Raw genomic sequence first — 24,704 nt, 5'->3', positions numbered from 1 at the left:
TGCAGGATGTCAGCAATCATAATTATCTAAACAAGTTATTTAAGTAAATTATCTAAGTCGATAATGAAGTAAAAAAGATGAGAAATGCTGAATGAGTTTTGGTATTTTCAGGATGAGAACAATAAGCAATATAGATCAAACAAGGCAGGAGCTTTGTTTATAAAATAACGGATGAGGGGTTGTCGCCATGAAGACATTACAACAAGCATATCAAGAGTTTAATTTTGATGATTTTCTTGCGCAGCAACTGGTGGGTACAGCTGAGTCAGTCAATGCCTATGTCGAATGTTGTGAGCGTTATCTCGGCTTAAATAAAACCGCCTTAATTTGGGAAGGTAAAAATGGCGAGTCAGCAGAATGGACATTTGAACAATTGGCAGAAGCTTCTGGAAAATTGGCAAATTATTTTGTGTCAGCAGGCTTAAAAGCAGGTGATTGTATCGCGGGTTTATTGCCACGTACGCCTGAATTATTGATTACGATTTTAGCAACATGGCGCATGGGGGCAATTTATCAGCCATTGTTTACTGCGTTTGAATCGAAAGCCATTGAGTACCGAATCAATACTGCCAAAACTCAATTTGTTGTGACCAATGCAGAACAACGCCTAAAACTGAATAGTGTCGCTGCCCCGCATATTTTAACGGTGCATCAAACCAATACATTAAGTCATCAGGATGATGATTTCTGGACAGAACTGACCAAGCAATCTTCATCTTTTAAACCTGTGATGCAAAGCTTTGAAGATGATTTTCTGATGATGTTTACCTCAGGAACGACTGGATTAGCAAAATCTGTTCCTGTTCCTTTAAAAGCGGTATTGGCATTTAAAGGGTATATGACCTATGCAGTAGATTTGCGTGAAGAAGATTCCTTCTGGAATCTGGCAGATCCGGGTTGGGCATATGGTTTATATTACGGCATTACCGGACCTTTAAGTCTCGGTCATAGCATCATTATGGATGAGCGCGCGTTTAGTGTAGATAACGCCGTGCAGATCATTCAAAAATATAAAGTCAGTAATTTGACCGGTTCACCAACGGCGTTTCGGATGTTCTTTGGATTTAAAGAAAAATTTGATCCATCGATTAAACAGCATTTACGTGTGGTGAGTAGTGCCGGTGAACCTTTAACGCCTGAAGTGATTCACTGGTTTAACCATGATTTAAATGTGAATATTTATGATCAATATGGCCAGACTGAACTGGGGATGGTAATTGCCAATCATCATGCTTTGGAACATGAAAAGAAAGTTGGTTCAGCAGGTTTTGCCAACCCCGGTCATCGTTTTACAGTATTGAATCAAAACAATGAAGAAGTGGAAAGAGGTGGGGTCGGCACATTGGCCATCGACTTTTCTCAGTCACCTTTAACCTGGTTTAAGGGTTATGGCGGAAATAACCTTAAATCTTTCGTCGGCAAATATTATTTAACTGGTGATACGGTTAAATTAAATGAATTTGGTGGAGTAGATTTTATCAGTCGTGCTGACGATGTCATTACAACGTCGGGCTATCGTGTGGGTCCTTTTGATGTTGAAAGTACTTTGCTTGAATGTGAAGAAGTTCTGGAATCTGCAGTCATTGGCAAACCTGACCCAGAGCGTACAGAAGTGGTCAAAGCTTTTGTGGTACTTAAGCCAAAATTTTCAGCTTCAGATGAGTTAAGTCTTAAGCTTCAGGAATATGTACGTTCGCGATTGTCTAAGCATGCTTACCCGAAGGAGATTGAATTTGTAAAGGGCTTGCCTAAAACCTCCAGTGGAAAAATTCAGCGTAATTTACTCAAGCAACAGGAAATTGCCAAAATGCAGGGAATTCAAAAAGTAAGCTAGACCATTTTTAGTCTTTAAAAATTCCATACTCTTGCGCCCGAAAGGGTGCTTTTTTTATCTCGAAAATATGTTTAGCAATGCTTTAAATTATAAAAAGTAGAGATAGAGAATATTAACTTTATATTTTTCTTTAAAATTAGTATCTTAAATCTTTATTAGGGGTGGAAATGAATAAAATATTATTTTTAAGTTTATTGGCTTTATGTGTGAGTACATCTGTAGAAGCAGGAAAAGGCCGTCAACCTTGTTCGGGAAAAAAAGGCGGTATTAGCCACTGTCAGGGAGCGAAATTTATTTGTCAGGATGGTTCAATGAGTACATCTAAGAAAACCTGCAGATAAGGAGGTCTTATGGGATTAAATTTTCGTAAAAGTTTTAAAATTGCTCCAGGTGTTCGTTTAAATGTGGGGAAGAAAGGCATAAGTAGTGTTTCTGTAGGTGGAAAAGGTGCGCGGGTAAGTGTGGGGAAGAAAGGTACAAGAACTACGGTTGGTATACCCGGTACAGGACTTTCTTATAGCTCACATCAATCATTTAAAACCACCAATAAGCAACAAAAACTTAGAGAACAGCCTCAGGCCTTATTTAATAATGATATGCCTCTACCTTTAAATTATCAAAATGATAGCCGTAAGGTATCAGTTCTACTCGGATTGGGAATCTTTTTTCTTCCCTATATATTTTCGTGGTTTACCTTAAGACAAGGTCATACGGCTTTGGCTAGAGTGGTCAGTTTTGGATGGATGATTTTATTCATTTTAATGATGAAGTCTTGATGTGTCCTACACTATAATCATTCTCTGTTTTTGGCGTTAAGCTTACATAGGATAACCAAGTGACCAACCCACTCGATATGGACTTAGAGTTAAGTGATGACGAAATGCATCTTTATAGCCGTCAAATTCTTCTTGATGGCTGGGATATTGAAGCACAGGAAAAACTCAAACTCGTCAATGTCTTGATTGTCGGTTGCGGTGGAATCGGTTGTACAACCGCAGAACTTCTAGCCCGTGCAGGTGTAGGGCAAATTACCTTAATTGATGCCGACACGATTGAGATGAGTAACCTGCAACGGCAAATAGCCTATGTAGAAGAAAATATTGGTTTCTATAAATCTGAAATACTGGCTAAACGTTTGAGGCAGATTAATCCGCATATTCGCGTTGAATCGCAAACGGTAAAATTGGATCAAAGCAATGCAGAACAACTCATTTCAAATCAAGATTTGGTTTTGGATGGCTGCGATAACTTCATCACACGTTATTTGGTCAATCAAGTTTGCAAGCAATTCAATGTGCCTTTAATCAGTGCTTCAGCGATTGGTTTTCAGGGGCAACTGTTTATGGTTGAAGGGGAATCGGCCTGTTATGAATGTCTATTTCCCAAAGAACAACAAGCTAATGAAAACCTGCGCTGTGCCGATTCTGGCGTATTAGCCACAACACCAAATGTGATGGCAAGCTTGCAGGCGCATCACGCATTGCTGTATTTAGGTTTGGGTAAAACACCACTTAAGCAAAAACTGATGCTTTGGGACGGATTAAGCATGAAACAACGCTTGCTCGCTTTCGAAAAAGATACAGATTGTCCAATCTGTCAGGCAAGATAGGCCTGCAAACGAATATTTTTTGCTACACTCACTACAATTTAATTCTAAGCTGACATTATGAAAAACAATATCTGGTTAGATGGACTGCGTTCGGTTGCCCGTGTTGGGGAAACAGCTGTCATTGCAGCTAAAGCAGGCATTAAATACGCCACAGAAAAACCAAGTAACGCAAAACTGATGCGTGAAACTTTTGAATCACTGGGTTCAACCTATATTAAACTTGGGCAGTTTATTGCCAGTACACCTTCACTGTTTCCACGTGAATATGTTGAAGAATTTCAAGGGTGTCTAGATCAAACTCCATCTTTACCTTTTAGTTATGTGCAAGGGGTGTTGGCTTCTGAATTTGCAGGCAGAAACTTGGATGAAATCTTTGCTTCGATTGATGAAAAGCCTTTAGCTTCAGCCTCTATTGCACAAGTTCATGCAGCTAAACTGGTGACGGGCGAAGATGTGGTTATTAAAGTGCAAAAGCCGGGTGTAGAAACCATTCTGTACACTGACTTAAATGTCTTGCACTGGGCCACCAAAATTTTGGAAAAAGCAGTACCGAAAGTAAAATTTGCATCACTTGCTGATATTGTCGATGAGATTAAAACCCGTATGGTACGTGAAGTCGATTTTATTGAAGAAGCGCAAAATCTAGATGATTTCGTCAATTATCTGAATGTGACTCAAAACTCAAAAGCGACTGCGCCAAAGGTCTATCATCAATATTCAACCCGTCGTGTTTTGACCATGCAACGCTTGTATGGCGTACCATTGACTGACTTTGATGTGGTAAAAAAAGTCTCTAAAGATCCATCCCAAGTATTAATTACTGCCATGAATACCTGGTTTGGCAGCTTGATGATGTGTAAGAGCTTTCATGCAGATTTGCATGCAGGCAATCTGATGTTGCTGGAAGATGGTCGTGTCGGTTTTATCGATTTTGGTATTGTCGGTCAGCTTGATCCTGAAGTGTGGACAGCCTGTATCGCATTTATGGATGCACTGCAAAAGACTGATTACAACTTAATGGCAGAAAACATGCTGAAAATGGGCATGACGGATAAGCAGATTGATACTCAAGTACTTGCAGCTGACCTAGAACGCCTATTTAGTGGGGTGCTTTTATCAGACCCACAGGAATTGTTGACTTCAAATCCTGCTGATTTAAATGACATCATGATGGATATGGTGGGAGTAGGTGAACGTCACGGTATTCGCTTCCCGCGTGACTTTGCCTTGCTGTTTAAACAAATGCTGTATTTCGATCGCTTTATGCGCATCCTTGCGCCGTATACCGATATTTATGCAGACCAAAGATTGCAAATGGTGCAAACTCTTGATCCAAATGTGCTGTTAAAAAACTAAGTTCTTTTTAAGAAAATCCCCCTAAATCCCCCTGAACAAGGCTTAAGCACTGCTTTAAGCCGAAGTGCAAGAAGGGGGCTTTCCTTTTAAAAAGGGAGGTTGGGAGGGATTAAAAAATCAAAGTCAGTTAAGGGTAAAAATATGGATGCAATTATCATTGAAGGTTTAAAGGTCGAAACAGTGGTGGGATGTTTCAATTGGGAACGTCAAATCATCCAGCCTTTAATGCTTGATATGACCATTCAGACCAGTTTGGAACAAGCCTCTCATTCTGATGAACTGGAACATACGCTGAATTATGCAGAAATTTGCGAAATTTCTGCTACGGTTATTCAAAAAGCACAGCCAAAATTGATTGAACATGCAGCAATGCTCGTTCTCAATGCGCTTTTTACTACCTTTCCTGCGGTTGAATCGATTATGATTACGATCCGTAAGCCTGCCATTATCGCGCAAGCAAATTCTGTAGGAATTCGTCTTGAACGCCACCGAAACGATATTCGCCTTAGCTCTGGCGAGTAATTGTCATCCTGAACACCATTTTAAGCAGGCATTTGCCCAGATTGCTAAAATTGGACAGGTTAAATGTTCTGAAATTTATTTAATTCCATGTCGTGATGGCATTGGTGCAGATTATTGGAATGCTGCGTGTTTGCTCAAAAGTGAAATGAGCGTTGAAGAAATGACCTCCATCCTTAAAAAAATGGAAGATGATTCAGGTCGTGTACGTCCATCGCATCAAATTTCTTTGGATGTGGATCTCATTGCATGGGGAGAAGACTTGTCCCATATGCAATTTAATCCGAAGAAATTACCCCTCGCAACTGATGTCAAAATCCCAATGCTGGATATTTGGCAGAGTGTTGAGTTTCTACACGAAAAGCATGAATTTCCTATTGTGCATTGTGTAGATTAACTTTAACTAAGTTCATCAGAAGACGAATTTTAGTTTTAAAATAGCCTAAGCAAATCATGACTTTAATCTAAAAGTATAATTCGAGTTGCTCTAACAACAGAGAATATGGCAATAGGTGAGTGTTGGTAGAATTTGACTGATTAAAATTGTAAAAAAATGATCGAATTTTAGATGCAAAACGTGAAAAATCATTCAAAAAACCTGATCTGTAAGGATGGGGCTTTTTTATTTTAATTAAACTAATGATTTATAAAAAATTTTACATTTACAGAGGCAAAGCTCTTTGCGAGAATCGATATAGTGGTAATATTTATCGAGTAAAGAAGAGAATTAAGTTAATGAAATACTCAAAAGAAAAAATAGTAAAAGCCCTATTACTTGCTCCGTTACCATTACTTTTCTTTGCAGCATTGTTCTTTATCATAATGAATCGTGAATACAGCCTATATTCAATTTTTGTGGTTTTTGTAGGGCATACTCTTGTTTATTTAGCTTATTGTATTTTAACTGTACCACTCACTTTTTTGTTCTCTATTCTTTTAGATCGTTATTTCGCTCTCAACTTACTAACTATCTGTATAAGCTCTCTAGCTGTTGCTACACCATTTTTTATTCTTTTGGGATGGGGTCATACGGGAGAAATTTCTGAAGAATGGTGGATGATGTACACGAATATACAAACCATTCTTATGGTTCTATTTCCAGGCTTATGTTATTGGCTATTTCTGATTAGCCTAAAAGATAAGAAATCAAAAGCTATTTAACAAACTACTTAATAGAGATTCTTAAATATTCCTAAAATTAACATAAGGCACGTTATACAAAAAATAATTGAAATAATATTTTAATATCAACAAGTTAAAATAAAAGAAAAACTAGAAATATCAGCAGAATTCCGGCTTGGAAACAAGTCGGATTTTTTTTAATCACAAATGATATATTACGCCAATAAAATTAATGCTTTTTGTAAGTTATCAATCTTCCGAGATCAGAAAGAATCTTCAATTTTTGCGGATAAAAAGGGGACAGTTTTTAGCCGATCTTGTACGCATATACTCACAACAATTACAGCCCTTTGCGTCTAGGCGATCTAGGGTTTATTTCTTATGATAGGGACATAGAGAACAGGATGTTCCAAACTATAAAAACAATAAAAAACAACATAAGGAATGTGCGGTACGACAGGAGTTATACCTAAGCAGCAAACACGAAAAAGCCCAACAGGATGTTGGGCTTTTTTATGCTTGATCAATTATTGTGTAATGCAGGTTGCTGACAATCTTAACGATGGTAAACATAATCGATTATGTTATCAGTGATGATTTTAAATTGAGTATTTTTAGGCACATAAAAAGATTCATCTGCATAATAGCTGACTCTATCAATTGTGACTAAGTTGAACCTGACACTTGTCTGAAACAATTTTCATGCATTCAGCGACTTGGATTTTAAATAGGCAGAGAAATCATTTTATTTTATTGATGAAATATAAACGCTTAAAAAAGCAACCAAATTTGTCTTGGCGGTGAATAGTGATATGGCGAACATAGTAAAATTGTTATCAGACACATAAAAAATGATGAACTGGACTGATCTCATCCAACACTATGGTTATTTTGCCATTTTGCTTGGTAGCTTCTTTGAAGGTGAAACTGTTCTCATGCTGGGAGCCTACGCTGTACATCAGCATGTCTTCAATTTCTGGTTATTAATTATTGTTGCCATGCTGGGTGGGTTTTTAGGGGATCAACTCTATTATCAGATCGGCAGGCACTATGGCATCGGCTTTATTCAAAAAAAGCCGAGACTTGCGCAAAAGTTTGAGCAATCAAGCCAATTTATTGAACATTATCCTGTTTTGACTATTTTTCTGATGCGGTTTGCCTGGGGGCTGCGTACGATTTTACCTATTTCAATTGGGATTAAAGGCTATCCTTTATTGAAATATATGCTCGTGAATATTGTCGCCTGTTTTATTTGGGCATTTGTGATTGTGAGTGTTGGCTTGCAGCTCAGCCATTGGTTGCATGTGTTCTGGCAGAAAATTTTACCTTATCATCAAGATTTTTATATTGTCGGCAGTGTCATTGCTTGTATTTTAATATTACGTATTGCTTACAGTATTTTTATTTATTGCCGCCAAAAAAAATAATTTAAACTACATTTTAAATGTGCTGAGTAAAAAAAGCATAAAAAGCCCGCAATAATACGGGCGTTTAATCATTCAAAAATCAGTTAAATATAGTAACTGGTCTTGGTCATCAACTTAGAAATTGCCGTCATGGTAATACGCACAGGGGCAGGTAAATCCACACCGCCAGCATTCAACGCTGTATCTCTATGATGCAATTCATCTTCATTCATCTGTACCAAAATTTTACGCGAACGTTCATCTTGTTCAGGCAACTGTTTGATATGGTCTTGTAAATGTAGACTAACTTGACGTTCAGTTTCGGCCACGAAACCTAAGCTGTATTTATCGCCGGCAATTCCTGCAATCGCACCCATACCAAATGATAAACCGTACCAGACTGGATTGAATAAACTGGTATGGCTATCCAGTTCTTTCAAACGGTCTTCACACCAGGCCAAATGATCTTGCTCTTCAATCGCGGCCTGTTCCATTTCACGGCGTACATTGGGTAGTTTTGCAGTCAGCGCCTGACCATGATAAAGCGCTTGTGCACAAACTTCACCACTATGATTCACCCGCATTAAACCAGCAACATGACGTGCTTCACTGACACCGAGTTTTGTTTCAACAGTACTGCCCGGATTTTCACGATGTGCAGAGGTCGTTCCCGGAACCAAGCTGCGAAGCGCCTGGTCAAACGAATGAATAAATTTGTCGATACCGGTATATTGACGCATAAAATTAATCCTCTAAAGCTTCTTGTTGCTGTGCTGCAAGCATTGGCTTGAGCCTAAACAGGAGCCATGTAGTGAAAATGGCGCTGAGAATGGCGGTAATACTGAAAAGTATTTTAATATCAATCTTGAAGATACTTAAGATGATAATCGAAAATATAGCAGAGGATACCATGAATACGGCATTGAGGATGTTATTCGCAGCCACCACACGCGCACGATGTGAGCGCGGAGAAAAGGCCTGCATCATGGCATATAAAGGTACGATATAAAAACCGCCACTAATTCCCAGCAAGGTCACGGCAAGCATGACATGGTAATAGCTCCAGCCTTGGGTAAATACCTCTTTTAAACCTAACATGTCACCGCTACGTTCAGGTACAAAAGCCAGACTTGCGGCTAAATAAAAAGCAAAAACCGTTAAGCCAATGGCACCAATCGGTACCATCTTCAAGTTCACCTCTGTACCGCCAATTCTACGGCACAATAATGAACCGACACCAATCCCCACAGAGAAGAAAGTTAAAAGCAGACTCACGACATTTTCAGAAGCATGTAGATTTTGCTGCGTTAACTGGGGAATTTGGGTCAGATAGGTTGCTCCATAAAACCAGTACCAGGAATTGCCTAATAAAATTAGAAAAATGATCGGTAAGCTTTTGGCATATTTCAAGGTTTGAAAACTGGTTCTAAAAAAGTTCCAGTCAATTTTAATGTCAGGTGAGCTTACATTTTGCTTTAATACAAAACGACTCGAGATATAACCTAGCACAGCAATGGTGACCACAGTCAGGCTGATCCAGATCAGATTGCCATTCGATGCAGAAATCACCGCACCCCCTAAAATCATACCCATTAAAATGGCCATGGAAGTGCCAGACTGAAACAGGGCATTTCCGGACATCAGCTCATTTGGCTTTAATATTTCAGGTAAAATGGCATACTTAATTGGCCCGAAGAAGGTTGAATGCACACCCATTAAAAATAAAGCAATTAACAATAGCCACAAATGACCCAGTAAAAAGCCAGCAGAGCCAATCAACATAATTACAATTTCGAGTATTTTAATACCGCGTACAAGTTGTGAACGTTCATATTTATCTGCAATCTGTCCGGCTGTGGCAGAAAATATAAAATAGGGTAAAATAAACAACAAAGCTGCGAGATTGTTCAGGGTGCTGACACTAGCGCTTTGCTGATTGATCCAACCATAGGTAATGACCAGTAATAAGGATTGTTTATAGACATTGTCATTCAATGCACCGAAAAATTGAGTGACGAACATCGGTAAAAATCGACGTGTGCCTAAAAGATGTTCATTTTTTTCCATGGTTTTGGGACTTCATTAAGTTTTATTAAGAAATGTGAGCATTTGGTAAAACACTATAAAAAATCATGTATTATGTTTTAAACCTATACTTTAGTGAAAATTCCAATAGATTTAAGTTTGTTAGCAAGCGAATATTGGTCATTTCCATTATAAATATTATATTCGTTTAGAGTTCTTTATGCTTTCAAAACTGAATTTTAAAAAGTCGACTCTTACACTAAGTGTCAATTCTTTCATACAGTGGGATAATCCACATAAACAACTTTGTTTAAGTCTCTTTTTAATATTACTTGCACAGCAAGGTTTTGCACAAGTTGAATCACCCGAGACAATGCCCCCTCAAAAAGAACTTGAACAACAACTCAAGAGTGAAGCTGTCAAGCAAGGTATGGACAGTGCTGAAGAAATTGAAAAAATTGAAAACTTTCAAGAAAAACAAGCCGAACCTGATAGTGTGCAAATGCTGCAACAACAAGAACAGGCAGGACCAACGCTAGCAGAATTTAAGCCTATCGAATTTGAAGATTTAGAAGAACTGCCGATTGAGCCAGTCAGCCAAAGCATGGCAGACGAAATTTTTCGCGAGGCTGAAAATGCGAAAAATCAAGCACAGCTTTACCGTGCAGGACAGAGCGCAGAGGTGGTGGTTTCTGATGCAACGCAGCAAGAACTGGTTGAAATTAATCAGGCACCGGTGAACGTCGATCAATTGATGTCGAGTATTCAAAACGATAGCAAAATTGTGGTTGAAGCCAATGAGGCGGCGAGAACTTTACCTGAAATTATGCCTGCGGATGAAATTGAAGAACCCAATTTTTTTAAGCGCTGGTTCTATAAAATACGACCTTCACGTCAATTAAATACTGTGAAAGTTCCGCGTATTAGTGCGGATGTGGTATTTACCTCAGTCCAAAACAGCAGTGAAGTTTCAAACAAAGCCTATGCTCAAGCATTAGAAAATCTGCAAACCAATATTAAAGGCAAGCTTTCCAGTTTTACTCAGGAATCCTTTAGTGATTTTCCTTCCGCGCTACCACAATTAAGAGCCATGTCGAATCAGGCAGCGCAAGCAGTGGGTTTTTATAATGCTGAATTTAAATTTGAAAAACTCAGTGAAAACCGTGTTCGCGTTAGAGTAACGCCGAATGAACCTGTGCAAATTAAAGAACAGAACGTTGACTTTAGTGGCGCAGGTGAACAACAAGCGCAGTTTCAGGTCATTCGTGTATTACCTGATCAAGAGGTGGGTGATATTTTTAATCAAGGTTTATATGAACAAACCAAAAAACGAATTAATGATGCAGCGACCAATAATGGTTATTTTGACAGTTATTGGCGTTTACATGATGTAAAAGTTGCCTTGCCGCAAAATACTGCCGATGTGAATTTACGTTTTGAAACAGGTGACCGCTATAAATTAGGGCCTGCTGAATTTCGTATGAGTGATCCATCGAAACCTTTCCCGATCGATATGGATGTATTGCAAAGTATGGTGCCATGGAAAGATGGCTCAGATTACACCTTTTGGCGTGTCAATAATCTAGCCAATAACTTAACCAACTCACGTTATTTTAATTACACTTTGGTGGATGCGGTACGTCCCGATCCGATTGAAAAACCGCTAGAGCTCCCGCCTGATATTCAAGCATTGGTGGATCAGCAAAAAATATCGGAAAATGAAGCGAGTATTCAGGACAAGAAACAAGTCGCTTCTGCCAAGGAAGTCACTCAGTCGGTTGTAGATGAGACACAATTTGCGGGTAAAACAGGGGCAGAAGCTGATCAAAATCTGCGTCAAATGCACGTAGAACAGGAAGCCAAACAATCTGAAGAAGAACGCTTAAAAGTTCAAGCACGTGAAGAAAAGAAAATTCCGGTGATTGTCACTTTAAATGCCGACCGTTTAAATACTGCAGAAGTTGGTGCCGGTTATGGTAGTGATACCGGTGCTCGTGTCCGTGCTCAGTATCGCCGCGCCATTGTAAACCGCCGTGGCCATTCATTTGATGCCAATCTGGAAGTATCCAAAATCCGCCAGTCAATTGACGGCCGTTATAGTATTCCTTATAACCATCCATTAAATGACTATATTAGTCTGGTGGGCGGTTATGAGCGTGAAGAACGGGATGATGTTGCACAAGGTAATGGATTGATGATTGAATCTGCAGTCGCGGGTGTAGATCGAATTATTAAAAGACCGCGCGGAAGCTGGCAACATACTTTTGGTATGCGTTATCGTTTAGATCGTATTACACAAGATGGGGTGCTAGATGCTGAAGAAATTCCTGATGCATTTTTAGCAAATCCGAATGAGCAGCAACAGTCCTTATTATTTGGTTATGAGGTTTCTCGTACCACCAGTGATAAACGCGTCAACCCAGGCAAAGGTTTTAAACAGACTTATAAAGTGGAAGTCGGCAGTGAAAGTTTACTGTCTGATGCCGATATGGCCATTGTAAATGCAGGTTGGCATTTTATTTATTCATTAGGTGAAAATGATAACCATCAGTTTGTGGGGCGTGGTGACGTAGGTTATATCTTTACAGAAGATTTTACTAAAGTTCCTTATAATCTGCGTTATTTTACGGGTGGGGATCAAACTATTCGCGGTTTTGACTATAAAAGTTTATCGCCAGAAGAAAATGGATTTAAACTGGGCGGCCAAGCTTTAGCTGTGGGTTCCTTGGAATATAACTATCAATTTAAAGAAGGCTGGCGTGCAGCCGTATTTAGTGATGTAGGAAATGCATACGACAAAGATTTTAATACGCCCACTGCATATAGTGTCGGTTTAGGGGTGCGTTGGGCATCGCCAATTGGTCCAATTCGTGTAGATGTGGCTTCAGGCATTTCTGATCCCGATCATCCAGTCCGCATTCATTTCTTTATTGGTTCACAATTATAAATTATAAATTTTAGGTTTTAGAGAGCATTATGGCGGAAGTAGAACAGCAACCAGAAACAGAAACCCCTCGACCAAAAAAACGTCGTATTTTAAGGAGTGTGTTATTCACACTCCTTATTGTGTTGGTTCTGCTTATTGCTTCTTTCGCTGTCATGTTTACTACGGATAAAGGCAGTAAATTTTTACTGGATCGAGTATTGGAACGCCAGCAGATTATTCATTATGAATATGAAGGCGGTAATCTGTTAAAAGGTATTATTCTAAAAAATATTCTGATCACTTTAAAACCTGTGGATGTCAAAATTGATCGTGCCGATGTGACTTTGGGTTGGCGCGCCATCTTGAAAAAAGAAATTCATTTGAATCGTGCCGATGTACGTAATCTGCAAATTATCAGCAAGAATCCGGCAAGTGATGAGCCCTTTAAATTTAATGAAATCCGCTTACCTTTTGTTTTGCGTTTGGACACGGCAGATGTTGATCATCTGGTGATTAAAACCTCATCTACTAGCGTTAAATTTAATGATATCCACTTGAATCAGGCACTTTGGTCAGGTACGGAGCTTAAGTTTGAAGATTCCCGCATGGATATGGGTTATCTATCGGTAAAAAATGCTACAGGAAACATGCAGTTTGAAGGAAAGTATCCTTTAAATGCTGTGGGTGATCTGAATATACCCTCATTAAATAAAAGCCTGAATATTCATGATATTAAAGTGGTGGCTCGAGGTACTCTGGATACGATCCAAGCCGGTGTGGCCACCAATACGCCTGATCTGTTAACTGGTTGGGTGGTGCTCCATCCCGTACGTAAACATGTACCGATGTTTGGCGAGTTGCAGTTCAAACAATATCACTGGCCATTAATGACTGAACAAAAGCTGTTTACCAAAGAGGGTGTGGCGAAATTTAATGGTGATATTGAGCGTTTAAATATCGATGTTGTGACTGATTTAAGTGGCAAGAATATTCCGCAAGGTCAGTATAACGGTAGCATGCATACCGATTTAGTCCATCAGCTCGATATTAGCAATTTAAATGGCCAGCTTATGAACGGCGCTGTGAATGTCGCAGGTATGGTGAGCTGGAAAGATCAGGTGACTTGGGATGTGAATGGTCGTCTTGACAAAATTAATCCTAAAGACAAACTGATTCCTCAAGTTGTTCAGGATTTTTTACCGCCCAGTCTGGATGGTAGAATTGCCTCTAAAGGTACTCTCGAAAAAGGCTTGCATTTAACTGCATTGGTTGATTTTGACCGTTATGAAACCTGGAAGCTCAAACTCGATCAAGCCGAGCAAAAAGGTAAAAAGCCTAATCCGATGCTACTTGATGTTGCCTGGGAAAATATTGACCGCGCCGTGCCCTATGTAGGTTGGTTAAGCAGTAAATCAGGTGATGTGCAAATGGCCTTGGTGAAAGGCAGTCAAGATATTCATGTCGCAACGACTGTGACTAAAAATGATAAAGGTATATTGCCAGAAGGGTTCTACAAGGCGAAACTCAACCTTAAAAATAATAATTTAAATGTGCCGAGTTTTAGCTATGTGGCCGGTAAAGGCAGCTTAAGCGGAAGTGGCAAAGTCGACTTACCGACTGAAAAGCGCCAATTAAAATGGAATGCAACTATTAATGCCAAAAATTTTAATCCACAAAATATAGCAGATGCTGCACCGGTAAACTTGTTGAATGGACAAATCAAAGCCAATGGTTTTGCCAAACCGAATCAGCAAATTATTCAGTTAAATGGCATTAACTTAACGGGTCGTCTTGCACAGCAAAATAATGAAACTGTCCGTTTAACCGGGCGTAGTACGGTAGCCCTGATTTTCAATAATGAAAAGTTAGGCGGTGGTTTTAAAAGTTTTGCTGTAAATTATGATGGGGCGCTGAATGCAAGTAATATTCAGGCAAGTAAAGGCTTACTCAAGTTTAAAGTTTCAGGTACACCTGAACTGATCAAAATTGCTGAATTGCAGCATGCAGGTATTGCCGGGAAGATTTTTGCCACTGGTTTGGTCAATCTTAAAAATGGCATTGGCTGGAACGTAAATGCTTCCTTGGTTCGATTTAAACCACATTATTTTGTGTCGTCTGTACGTGGTGAATTATCGGGGAATATCAAAACTGATGGGGTTTGGTCAGATAAATTAAAGCGTATTAATATCGAAAAATTAAATTTAGCCGGTATCATCAACAATAAACCCGTTCGTGGAACAGGTAATTTGGCGATAGTGATCGATTCAAATCAAAAAGGTTTTTTACCTAAACAATTTGAAGCCAATAATCTGTATCTATCCTATGCAAAAAACCAGCTTCAAGCGACAGGCAATGCACAAAACCTAAGGTTAAAAATTAATGCACCGGCCTTATATGAGGTTTATAGTGGGCTGCGTGGTCGTGCTTATGGTTATTTAAATGTGCAATCTCAACCACGCTTACGCGCTACGGCAAATCTGGCAGTCGATAATTTTGGTTTTAATAATCTATTCAGTGTTAAAAAATTACGTGTGCAGGGTGAGTTGCCGACTTCAGAACAGACTCCAACACTGATGACTGCGAAAATGCAAAGTTTGCGTAGTGGTACACGTGAGATTCAGCAAGGTGAAATTTCACTGGCGGGGACACGTAAAGCCCATATATTGAAAGTTCAGGCAGAAAACAGGATTTCCAAATTTTATGTGCAATTGGCCGGTGGTTTTAATGCACAAAATGATTGGCTGGGACAAATCCAGAAAGGTGATTTTGATTCTTTACGTGCCCGATTGGTGCAACGTCAAAATGCCTCCGTCATTTACAGTTCCGCAAAATCTGAGTTATTTGTCGGTGCGCATTGCTGGTCAAGTCAGCAAAGCCAGCTGTGTTTTGATCAACCCATTCGTGTCAGCAAAACCAAAGGTAATGTGTCCTTTGTTACCCAAAATGTCGATTTAAATGATTTTGCAGCATTTATGCCGGAAGGCTTGGCCATTACCGGTAAAGTGAATGGTTACGCAAAGGCAGCATGGGCACAAGGCGCTAAACCGAAAATTGATGCAAGACTGGTCACTCGTAATGGTGTAATTGGCCTTGCAGCGGAAGACCCTCAAGATGTGGGTTATACCTTGCGTTATAATGAAATTGGTTTAATTGCGAAAAGTATAGCCGAAGGTTTGCAAATTCGTTTAGATGTTAAAACACCTGAAATTGGTGCCGGTTATGCCAATGTCATTATCGATCCTTATAAAGCCAACAAACCCATACGCGGTGAAGTGGCGTTTGACCGGGTGCAACTCAAAGTCTTTAAGCCTTTTATTCAAGATGTTCGGTCACTCGCTGGAACCTTGTCTTTCGCAGGAAAAATCGCAGGAACACTGACTCAGCCTTTATTTAATGGTGAAATGCGCCTGAAAGATGGCGCGATCAGCATGATTTCATTGCCTGTAAACTTAAGTAATATTCAGGTTTATTCATCTATTCAACAAGATCATGCTAGCATTAATGGGGCATTTAATAGTGGTCAAGGCGTAGGAGCCTTAACAGGTAATGTAGACTGGAAAAATGATCCACATATTCAGTTGCATTTAAAAGGTGAAAACTTACTCATTCGCCAAGCGCCACTTATTACAGCAGTCGTTACACCCGATCTAACCTTGGATATTTTGCCATTCAATAAAAAATTAACATTAAATGGCAAGGTTGAAGTGCCGCGTGCCTTAATTTCTATGCCTGAGGCTTCCGCACCTGTAGTCAATGTTTCATCGGATGTACGTATTGTTCATGAAGGACAAGATCAGCTTGCAATCTTGAGAGCAGCTCGACCATGGGATATTCGTGCAGAGGTCATGGTGAACCTAGGTGATCAAGTAATTTTTCAAGGTTTTAATAGCCGTATTCCATTGCTGGGACGTTTATATTTATCACAACGCGGGCTTGAAACAGCTATGCGTGCTAATGGTGCAATTGGTGTTAGCCAACGTGTGACAATTGAAGCCTATGGACAAAGTCTGGATTTAAACCGTGCGATTGCTCGTTTCAATGGTCCTTTATCTAACCCAACTCTAGATATTGATGCCAATAAGAGCGTACAAGGTAGCACAGTGGGTGTACGGGTTACCGGAACAGCAATCAGTCCAAATATTCAGCTTTATAATGATGCCGGTTTATCTGAACAGGAAGCGTTAAATGCATTGCTTACTGGCCGTATTAATGAAGGCACCAGTGGTATTAGTCAGACTGAGGGCTTTAAGTCCGATGTAAATAATACCATTGCTGCTGCCGGTATCAGTATGGGCCTAGGCGGTACACGTGCCTTGACCAATCAGATTGGGCGTACCTTTGGTTTAAGCGGTTTGGCGCTAGATGCTCAAGGAACAGGTGACGATACTCAGGTGAGTGTGACGGGTTATATTACACCTGATCTGTTTATCCGTTATGGTGTGGGGGTGTTCACGCCTGTGAATAAATTGACCTTGCGTTATCAAATGAACAAACGTTTGTATCTGGAAGCAAGCCAATCCTTAGAACGAGCTATAGATTTATTCTATAATTGGCGATTCTAGTGGTGTGAAAAGATTAATATCTATAAGTTTTTATTTTATACAATTATTTTTGGATATTTATCTGTATTTGAGTTTAGATTGTTAACAGATTTCAGGCTTAAAATGCAAGTGTCGAATTTGTAGTATAAGCCTAAGATTAAACTCAATAAGACTAATGTTGATGCTATTGCATTAGCCGAAAAGGGGCAAGCCATCTAACGTGACTCCGATCTGACCGGTTTTTGCTGTTCGTGATATCACTAAAAGAAAATCTTCCAAGGATAAGAAATTAGCACAAGATTTATCTGCAGCTGTGGCAAAAGTATGGATCGAATATGAAAAGGAAGGGGAGTAAAGTTTTACTGCTGTGCTTCCTTATCCAAGTTGCACAGCCAATTCTAATAAAAATGTAAAAATGAGGATCGGGGGGGACATTCTTTAAAGGTTAACTTTGTAAGTTTGACCAATTATTCTTTACCACACGTGCTTTTAAATTGTTTGTGTTCAATTGAATTAATAAAGTCTGCAACCATAAATTCGCTTTGACTTAATGAACCGTGGTGATCGGCACCTTCAACAGGTTGAAATGCGATAGGTTTTCCCATTTTACAAATTTGCTGGTAGTAAGCATATGTACCATGAGGATCTACGATCTGATCTTTATCACCCTGAATAATCATCACTGGTACGGTGGGTATCATGTTTTCAATGGACTGTTTTTTGGAATAGTCAATTAAAGGATTGAGATTTGCATCTGGCTTGAATACTGTTTTGGGCGCTTCTTGTACTGAGGCTTGTAATTCTGACAAACCACGATTGCGTGCACGATTAACAATTTCGCCCATTTCTGGACTGAGTAGATTCATGATATCCAGGCTTGGCTCTGCTGCTTCAGCACCCAAAAGAACGATGGGGAGAAATGCAATCACACTTTTTTCAATTTGAGGATGAGAGGCTGCATATTTAGCAATCCCTTCATATTGATATCCACCCGGCGCAACCGCCATTGCTCCGCGTAGATTAAATTCAGGTGCATCTTTTTGTCCGTAAGCGGCTACCATCAGTGTGGCAGCGCCCCCTTGACTATGTCCCATAACATACCAGTTTTTACTAAACTGATAAGGCTTTAATAGATGGATTGCCCTGACGGCATCAACCACACTATGTAACTGGCTTTGTGCATTCATATATGGATGGCCACCCGGTGTACCTAAACCCTGATAGTCAGGTGCTACTACTGCATAGCCACAAGCCAGCCAGGCATTCAGCGGGTTGGCAGCTAGTTGCTGATAGGCATGCACAGGTCCACCTACATAATCACCGGAGGGTGCACAAGTATCTGCCACACCTGTTGTACCGTGTGCCCAGGCTAGGACAGGCCAGCCGCCTTTGGGTGCTTTACCTTTAGGTAAAAGGATGAATCCAGAACTCACGATGGGCTCCGAATGTATGCCACGACTCCGGTAAGTAATTAAAAACCGTTGCGAGGCATTAGAAAATAAATCGGTACTTTGTTCCTGAATAGAAAATAGGGTACCTGATGTTTTTGCTGCAACTTCAGGTAATTGATCTTTGCATTTATGACTATGACGTTTATGAGAAATTATTGGAGAAGCAAGCATATATGCAGCAGAGCCTAAGCCTACACAACCGACTACAGTCTTTAGGAGAGGATTTTTAATTTTCATCACAACACCATTTTTAATTTTTATATAATAGAGTTTTTAAGGTATTAGCTTTGATTAGCTACTTAAATTTACTTTTTGTGAGATTTGTAAGTTATATTAAATAATAACAAGCTTGGCAGGATTTGAAATGAAGTAGGCTGTGCCTCCTGCACTCAGTCCAAGAATAAAGGATATTTGTCTAGGACGGGCAGTCCATAGTTTCAGTCAAGATCAAATATCACTTCCCCTTAATTACCCTTAAAAACAATGCTGTTAGACCTGGTGGTTTTAAAACTGATAACCATAAGATTTTCTCTGCCTTATTTAATACCGCCTTCGGGCGGTTTTTTATATGATAGAAAATATTGTTTTTGTTAGATTGCTATTACTTTGTAAAAATGGAAAAGTAGTGAAAAAATACTAATTGCGGGGATAGTGGGATTAGGATTGGCGGGGGTGTACTGCTATTCAAGTCAATAATACGACTGGATTTAATCCAGATTCAATTAAACAAGTGTGTATTATTCATAATCCAAAAGTAATAATTAAGGATTTTGACTAACTAGCAGAAAAAAGTTTTGCTAGATACAACACATCTTGGCTAAGACATATCAAGAAACAGGTAATTTAAGTTTCTGTCAAACCACATTGAATTATATAGCGCTAAGATCTTGGGATTTCGCTCCCTATATGGTATCTGCACAATTTAATTTAATACAAAACGGTCGTCAGGTATCAGAAGCATCCTTTAGATTAAAAGGAAATGGTGGGTTGGCTCTTAATAAATGGAGAAGTACCGAGACTAAAATCAATGAGCTAGTCGATCAATTATTAGATAAGACTCCGCGAGAATAATTTAAGTTTTTATAAAGTCCAGATGCACAAAAGCGAGAGTTAACTCTCGCTTTTTACTCTTAAACTATCCTTACAGATGTAAGGATGGTTTTAGAATTATAGTGCTACGATGTTTACAGCATTCGGGCCTTTTTGACCTTGAGTGATGCTGAATTCAACTTGTTGGCCTTCAGCCAAAGTTTTAAAACCAGAGTTAGCGATTTCGCTGAAATGAGCAAAAACGTCAGGACCGTTTTCTTGTTGAATAAAACCGAAACCTTTAGTTTCGTTGAACCACTTAACAGTACCTTTAACAGTATTAGACATAATACAATCCTATAAACTTTAATATTTTTTGGCTTAATTAAAAACCGGATGTTAACTTGAAAATATGAATGGAACTTTAAATCTGAAAAACGAAGGATTATGACTAAAACTGCGAAATACAAAAAGATTTACCAGAACAAAACTATTTTTCTAGTTGAGATAAAGAATACAGGTATATTTAAAAATGTGCAAGTTAATATTTAACAATTGACGATTTTTATGCCCACTATTTGTAATTAAATAATTATTTCTATTAAATCAAAAAATTATCTTATGGTCGGGTTGGGCTTTTTTTGAGTTAAAGCTATGGCTCGATTCTATTCCATAGATTTAAACTGCTTATTTGAACTTAATTTGAATAAAAGACTTAATTTATTCCTCATTGATTGGCTTATGCATTAAATAATACTTATCCTGCCTTAAGCAGTTCTGGGTAGGTTTTCATGGATCGTGAATTTAGGACTTAAATAGGGCAATGAATGCTTAAAAGGGTTATTTTTCACTTAAAACTGAATAAAGTTTGCTTTGTTATGCTTTAGGGCGTATAAAGCTAACTCGTTGATGCGGGATGGAGCAGTCTGGTAGCTCGTCGGGCTCATAACCCGAAGGTCGTTGGTTCAAATCCAGCTCCCGCTACCAACGATAGAATAAAAGAGTTTATAGCCTAATCTACACAGATTAGGCTTTTTTTATGCCTCTTATTTGTCTAAATCTGGATTTTTTCCTGTATAAAGGATGCGTTATTTCGTATTTTCCTTAACTTTGATTATGATAGAGGTAATAGGAGAAGGTTCATGAACAAGTTATTCACTTTAATGGTGATGGTTGCTTTGGTGGGTTGTGCTGAAAAAAAGCCATTAACCGCTGAAGAGCAATGGAAAGGCTATTGCACAAGTGTGGGAAATGCTGCAAATACGATTATGTATGATCGTCAAAATGCAATTGATAAAGCAGCTGCATTAGAACATGCCAGTAAAATTGAAGATGAAACCACAAAAACCTTCATCTTAGATATTATTGAACAAGTTTACGCGTTTCCATTAGCTGAAATTACTGCAGATCCGGAAGCAAGCCGTACTCAATTCAAGCAAAAAATCATAGAAAAATGTATCACGACTCCGCATGATAAAATGCCAGATTACAAACCGTTCTAAAGAACGGTTTTTTTATATTACCGTGATTTAATTTTTTAAAATAGCCTAAGCAAAAAATAGGCATAAATTGTGACATTTGACCAAATCATAAATATAGAAAAGCTTATATAAATAGTGAATAATAAACATAACTATAAAAAAACCAAGGAGTGCTATATGGACGTTGTGGGTTATCTACATAATGCAGACTTGCTCTTAGAAGATGAACAGGGTGTTGTTGTGATGGGCGGAAGTCACTATGTGCTCAGTTTGGGCGATAAAGTCTATCTTCAGTATATGATTGATCAAGAAACGAAGCTTTATCAGGTTCATATTTCGTTTGCCAGCGCAGAGCATGCTATGCTGCATGAAGATGAAATTCAGGTTAAATTTGAAGGTTGTCGCGATGATTTACGTGAATATATCAATGCAACGACAGTCCACTAAGGTTGAATGTTTTTCTTTTTTAAAAAAGGGCAACATTTGGTTGTCTTTTTTATGTATGAATTTCAGTTAAAAGTTAATTGTCATCAGCTTTAAAGGTGTACATTGGGGTTGGCTTGGTTGTTGAGTGATCAGGATGGGCATCATTTAGATACTAAATAATGGACATCAAAAAGAAACACTCTACTTGCATTAACTTTTAACTGGAATTTTAGTAAAATTTTGCAGTCCATATTATTTGTGAAGCTTTATAGAAGCTGGAATTCACAAGTAATTTTTTAAAAAAGAGGAATAACACCGTGCTAGAAGCTTACCGCCAACACGTTGCAGAACGTGCCGCACTCGGAGTCCCACCGAAGCCACTTGATGATGTTCAAACAGCTGACTTGGTTGAACTATTAAAAAATCCCCCAGCTGGTGAAGAAGCTTTTTTAGTTGATTTGCTAGAAAACCGTGTTCCTGCAGGTGTTGACCAAGCTGCTTATGTTAAAGCTGCTTTCTTGGCTGCTTTGGCAAAAGGTGAAGCAACTTCTCCACTTATTTCTAAAGAACGTGCGGTTTACTTACTAGGTACTATGCTGGGTGGTTATAACGTAGCGCCTTTAGTTGCCTTGCTTGACGATGCGGAACTTTCAGAGCTGGCTGCTGAAGCGTTGAAAAAAACCCTTCTTGTATTTGATGCGTTCCATGACGTTGCAGATAAAGCGAAAGCGGGCAACGCAAATGCACAAGCTGTTATGCAGTCTTGGGCTGATGCTGAATGGTTCACTACACGTCCTGACGTTCCATCTGAAATTAAATTGACAGTTTTCAAAGTAACTGGCGAAACAAATACAGATGACTTGTCTCCTGCTCAAGACGCTTGGAGCCGTCCAGACATTCCATTGCACGCAAATGCGATGTTGAAAAACGTACGTGACGGGATTAACCCGGAAGTTCCTGGTGAAGTGGGTCCACTTAACCAAATTAAAGAACTTATCGCGAAAGGCAACCAGGTTGCTTACGTCGGTGACGTTGTGGGTACAGGCTCAAGCCGTAAATCTGCAACGAACTCTGTACTTTGGTTCTTTGGTGATGACATTCCACACATCCCGAACAAAAAAGACGGTGGTTACTGCCTAGGTTCTAAAATCGCTCCAATTTTCTTCAACACTATGGAAGATGCTGGTGCGTTACCAATCGAGATCGACGTTGCTAACATGAACATGGGCGACGAAATCGTTCTTAAGATCGATCATGCTGCTGCTAAAGTTTCTGCATCTAAAGACGGTGCAGTAATTGCTGAAGCTGACCTTAAAACTCCAGTACTTCTAGACGAAGTTCGTGCGGGTGGTCGTATCAACCTGATTGTTGGTCGTGGTTTAACCACCAAAGCACGTGAAGCTTTAGGTCTTCCAGTATCTACCTTGTTCCGTACTCCGGTTCAACCTGCTGCTACTGGCAAAGGTTTTACTCAAGCACAGAAAATGGTTGGTCGTGCTTGTGGTCTTCCTGAAGGTCAAGGTGTACTTCCAGGTACTTACTGTGAACCACGTATGACGACTGTTGGTTCGCAAGATACAACTGGTCCAATGACTCGTGACGAATTGAAAGACTTGGCTTGCCTGGGTTTCTCTGCTGATCTTGTTATGCAGTCTTTCTGTCATACAGCTGCGTATCCAAAACCAGTTGACGTTCAAATGCAACACTCGCTTCCTGATTTCATCATGAACCGTGGTGGTGTGTCTTTACGCCCAGGTGACGGTATTATTCACTCTTGGTTAAACCGTATGCTTCTTCCAGATACCGTTGGTACTGGTGGTGACTCACATACTCGTTTCCCAATTGGTATTTCATTCCCAGCGGGTTCTGGTCTTGTAGCGTTCGCTGCAGCAACTGGTGTTATGCCGCTTGATATGCCTGAATCTGTTCTTGTTAAGTTCAAAGGTAAAATGCAGCCTGGTATCACACTACGTGACTTGGTACATGCCATTCCTTATGTTGCGATTCAGCAAGGTGACTTAACTGTAGAGAAGAAAGGTAAGAAAAACATCTTCTCTGGTCGTATTCTTGAGATCGACTTAACAGAAATGGAAAATGACTTAACGGTTGAGCAAGCGTTCGAACTTTCTGATGCTTCTGCTGAACGTTCAGCTGCTGGTTGTTCTATCACTCTTTCTGAAGAGAAAGTTGCTGAATACCTTAAATCAAACATTACGATGTTGAAATGGATGATTTCTGAAGGTTATGGCGATGCGCGTACTATGGCTCGTCGTGTTGAGAACATGGAAAAATGGTTAGCGAACCCATCACTTCTTAAAGCTGATGCTGATGCTGAATACACGAAAGTGTATGAAATTGACCTAGCAACAATTACTGAACCTGTTCTTTGCTGTCCAAACGACCCAGATGATGCGAAATTGTTATCTGACGTTCAAGGCGTGAAAATTGACGAAGTTTTCGTTGGTTCATGTATGACGAATATTGGTCACTTCCGTGCAACTGGTAAGTTGCTTGAGAAAGTTCCTGGTGGCGTATTGTCAACTCGTTTGTGGATTGCTCCACCGACGCGTATGGATGAACGTCAATTGATGGAAGAAGGTTTCTATAACATTTATGGTAAAGCTGGCGCGCGTACTGAAATGCCAGGTTGTTCATTATGTATGGGTAACCAGGCACGTGTAGCGCCGAACACTACATGTGTATCGACCTCTACTCGTAACTTCCCGAACCGTCTAGGTCAAGGCGCTAACGTTTACTTAGCATCTGCTGAGCTTGCTTCTGTTGCTGCTGTATTAGGTAAATTACCTTCTCCAGAAGAATACCAACAATATGCAGCTCAAATTGACAGCATGTCAGCTGACATCTATCAATACTTAAGCTTCGACAAAATGGGCGACTATACTGACGCTGCTGCAAATGTTGATACCAAGAAAATTGCTGCTGCTCAGTTGACTTAATTCGTTGTTAATTAAGTAATAA

General features: G+C 39.5%; 18 protein-coding genes, 1 tRNA gene and 1 pseudogene. 16 read left to right on the top strand and 4 right to left on the bottom strand.

Going from position 1 to position 24,704, the window contains the following annotated elements; genetic code table 11:
- Positions 1 to 187 precede the first annotated feature (187 nt).
- The 9 genes from ACKI4H_RS01540 to ACKI4H_RS01500 all read left to right on the top strand — a co-directional run bounded on the left by ACKI4H_RS01540 (position 188) and on the right by ACKI4H_RS01500 (position 7,867).
- Positions 188 to 1,834: an AMP-binding protein gene (locus ACKI4H_RS01540; protein ID WP_407303382.1), complete on the top strand. Its 1,647-nt coding sequence runs from the start codon at positions 188 to 190 to the stop codon at positions 1,832 to 1,834.
- Positions 1,835 to 2,001: 167 nt separating this feature from the next.
- The gene (locus ACKI4H_RS01535) at positions 2,002 to 2,175 is read left to right on the top strand and encodes a hypothetical protein (protein ID WP_407303381.1); all 174 of its coding nucleotides are present in this window, start codon (positions 2,002 to 2,004) and stop codon (positions 2,173 to 2,175) included.
- A 9-nt stretch (positions 2,176 to 2,184) separates the two neighbouring features.
- Entirely contained in the window at positions 2,185 to 2,610 is a 426-nt protein-coding gene (locus ACKI4H_RS01530) for a DUF4236 domain-containing protein (RefSeq protein ID WP_407303380.1), read from the top strand.
- A 77-nt stretch (positions 2,611 to 2,687) separates the two neighbouring features.
- Entirely contained in the window at positions 2,688 to 3,443 is a 756-nt protein-coding gene (locus tag ACKI4H_RS01525) for a HesA/MoeB/ThiF family protein (protein WP_407303444.1), read from the top strand.
- A 57-nt stretch (positions 3,444 to 3,500) separates the two neighbouring features.
- Positions 3,501 to 4,799: an ABC1 kinase family protein gene (locus ACKI4H_RS01520; RefSeq protein WP_407303379.1), complete on the top strand. Its 1,299-nt coding sequence runs from the start codon at positions 3,501 to 3,503 to the stop codon at positions 4,797 to 4,799.
- 141 nt (positions 4,800 to 4,940) lie between these two features.
- Positions 4,941 to 5,321, top strand: coding sequence for a dihydroneopterin aldolase (gene folB, locus ACKI4H_RS01515; protein WP_171538985.1), 381 nt, complete (start codon positions 4,941 to 4,943; stop codon positions 5,319 to 5,321).
- Complete coding sequence (locus ACKI4H_RS01510; protein WP_407303378.1) at positions 5,278 to 5,715, top strand: 2-amino-4-hydroxy-6-hydroxymethyldihydropteridine diphosphokinase; 438 nt, start codon at positions 5,278 to 5,280, stop codon at positions 5,713 to 5,715. The genes folB and ACKI4H_RS01510 overlap by 44 nt, the downstream gene beginning before the upstream one ends.
- A 338-nt stretch (positions 5,716 to 6,053) precedes the next feature.
- The gene (locus tag ACKI4H_RS01505; protein ID WP_407303377.1) at positions 6,054 to 6,479 is read left to right on the top strand and encodes a hypothetical protein; all 426 of its coding nucleotides are present in this window, start codon (positions 6,054 to 6,056) and stop codon (positions 6,477 to 6,479) included.
- 812 nt (positions 6,480 to 7,291) lie between these two features.
- The gene (locus ACKI4H_RS01500; RefSeq protein ID WP_407303376.1) at positions 7,292 to 7,867 is read left to right on the top strand and encodes a DedA family protein; all 576 of its coding nucleotides are present in this window, start codon (positions 7,292 to 7,294) and stop codon (positions 7,865 to 7,867) included.
- 83 nt (positions 7,868 to 7,950) lie between these two features.
- On the opposite strand, the gene coq7 is transcribed toward ACKI4H_RS01500, so the two are convergent.
- Positions 7,951 to 8,586: a 2-polyprenyl-3-methyl-6-methoxy-1,4-benzoquinone monooxygenase gene (gene coq7 / locus ACKI4H_RS01495; protein WP_407303375.1), complete on the bottom strand. Its 636-nt coding sequence runs from the start codon at positions 8,584 to 8,586 to the stop codon at positions 7,951 to 7,953.
- A 4-nt stretch (positions 8,587 to 8,590) separates the two neighbouring features.
- The gene (locus ACKI4H_RS01490; protein ID WP_407303374.1) at positions 8,591 to 9,913 is read right to left on the bottom strand and encodes an MFS transporter; all 1,323 of its coding nucleotides are present in this window, start codon (positions 9,911 to 9,913) and stop codon (positions 8,591 to 8,593) included.
- A gap of 178 nt (positions 9,914 to 10,091) precedes the next feature.
- Between ACKI4H_RS01490 and ACKI4H_RS01485 the strand changes: the two genes are divergently transcribed.
- Positions 10,092 to 12,818 (top strand): autotransporter assembly complex protein TamA, encoded by a 2,727-nt coding sequence (locus ACKI4H_RS01485; RefSeq protein WP_407303373.1) that lies wholly within the window; start codon positions 10,092 to 10,094, stop codon positions 12,816 to 12,818.
- A 29-nt stretch (positions 12,819 to 12,847) separates the two neighbouring features.
- Entirely contained in the window at positions 12,848 to 17,359 is a 4,512-nt protein-coding gene (locus ACKI4H_RS01480) for a translocation/assembly module TamB domain-containing protein (protein ID WP_407303372.1), read from the top strand.
- 446 nt (positions 17,360 to 17,805) lie between these two features.
- Here ACKI4H_RS01480 and ACKI4H_RS01475 read toward each other — a convergent pair whose 3' ends face one another.
- Positions 17,806 to 19,029: an alpha/beta hydrolase family protein gene (locus tag ACKI4H_RS01475; protein WP_407303370.1), complete on the bottom strand. Its 1,224-nt coding sequence runs from the start codon at positions 19,027 to 19,029 to the stop codon at positions 17,806 to 17,808.
- Between the two features lie 393 nt (positions 19,030 to 19,422).
- On the opposite strand from ACKI4H_RS01475, the pseudogene ACKI4H_RS01470 reads away from it, so the two are divergent.
- A pseudogene (locus ACKI4H_RS01470) lies at positions 19,423 to 19,860 on the top strand (Sbal_3080 family lipoprotein).
- A 96-nt stretch (positions 19,861 to 19,956) separates the two neighbouring features.
- On the opposite strand, the gene ACKI4H_RS01465 reads toward ACKI4H_RS01470, so the two are convergent.
- Positions 19,957 to 20,166, bottom strand: coding sequence for a cold-shock protein (locus ACKI4H_RS01465; protein ID WP_053577989.1), 210 nt, complete (start codon positions 20,164 to 20,166; stop codon positions 19,957 to 19,959).
- Between the two features lie 562 nt (positions 20,167 to 20,728).
- Between ACKI4H_RS01465 and ACKI4H_RS01460 the strand changes: the two genes are divergently transcribed.
- The 4 genes from ACKI4H_RS01460 (at position 20,729) to ACKI4H_RS01445 (ending at position 24,682) form a co-directional block, all read left to right on the top strand.
- Positions 20,729 to 20,805, top strand: a tRNA-Met gene (locus tag ACKI4H_RS01460).
- Positions 20,806 to 20,960: 155 nt separating this feature from the next.
- On the top strand, positions 20,961 to 21,320 hold the full coding sequence (locus tag ACKI4H_RS01455) for a hypothetical protein (protein ID WP_407303369.1): 360 nt from the start codon (positions 20,961 to 20,963) through the stop codon (positions 21,318 to 21,320).
- 156 nt (positions 21,321 to 21,476) lie between these two features.
- The gene (locus tag ACKI4H_RS01450) at positions 21,477 to 21,746 is read left to right on the top strand and encodes a hypothetical protein (protein ID WP_171535796.1); all 270 of its coding nucleotides are present in this window, start codon (positions 21,477 to 21,479) and stop codon (positions 21,744 to 21,746) included.
- A gap of 296 nt (positions 21,747 to 22,042) precedes the next feature.
- Positions 22,043 to 24,682 (top strand): bifunctional aconitate hydratase 2/2-methylisocitrate dehydratase, encoded by a 2,640-nt coding sequence (locus tag ACKI4H_RS01445; protein WP_407303367.1) that lies wholly within the window; start codon positions 22,043 to 22,045, stop codon positions 24,680 to 24,682.
- The last annotated feature ends 22 nt before the right edge of the window (positions 24,683 to 24,704 follow it).

It is taken from the genome of Acinetobacter sp. (assembly GCF_045628685.1).
In the GTDB taxonomy this organism is placed as follows: domain Bacteria; phylum Pseudomonadota; class Gammaproteobacteria; order Pseudomonadales; family Moraxellaceae; genus Acinetobacter.
Note: the sequence above shows the minus strand (reverse complement) of the source record. Positions and strands in the feature narration are given on the sequence as shown.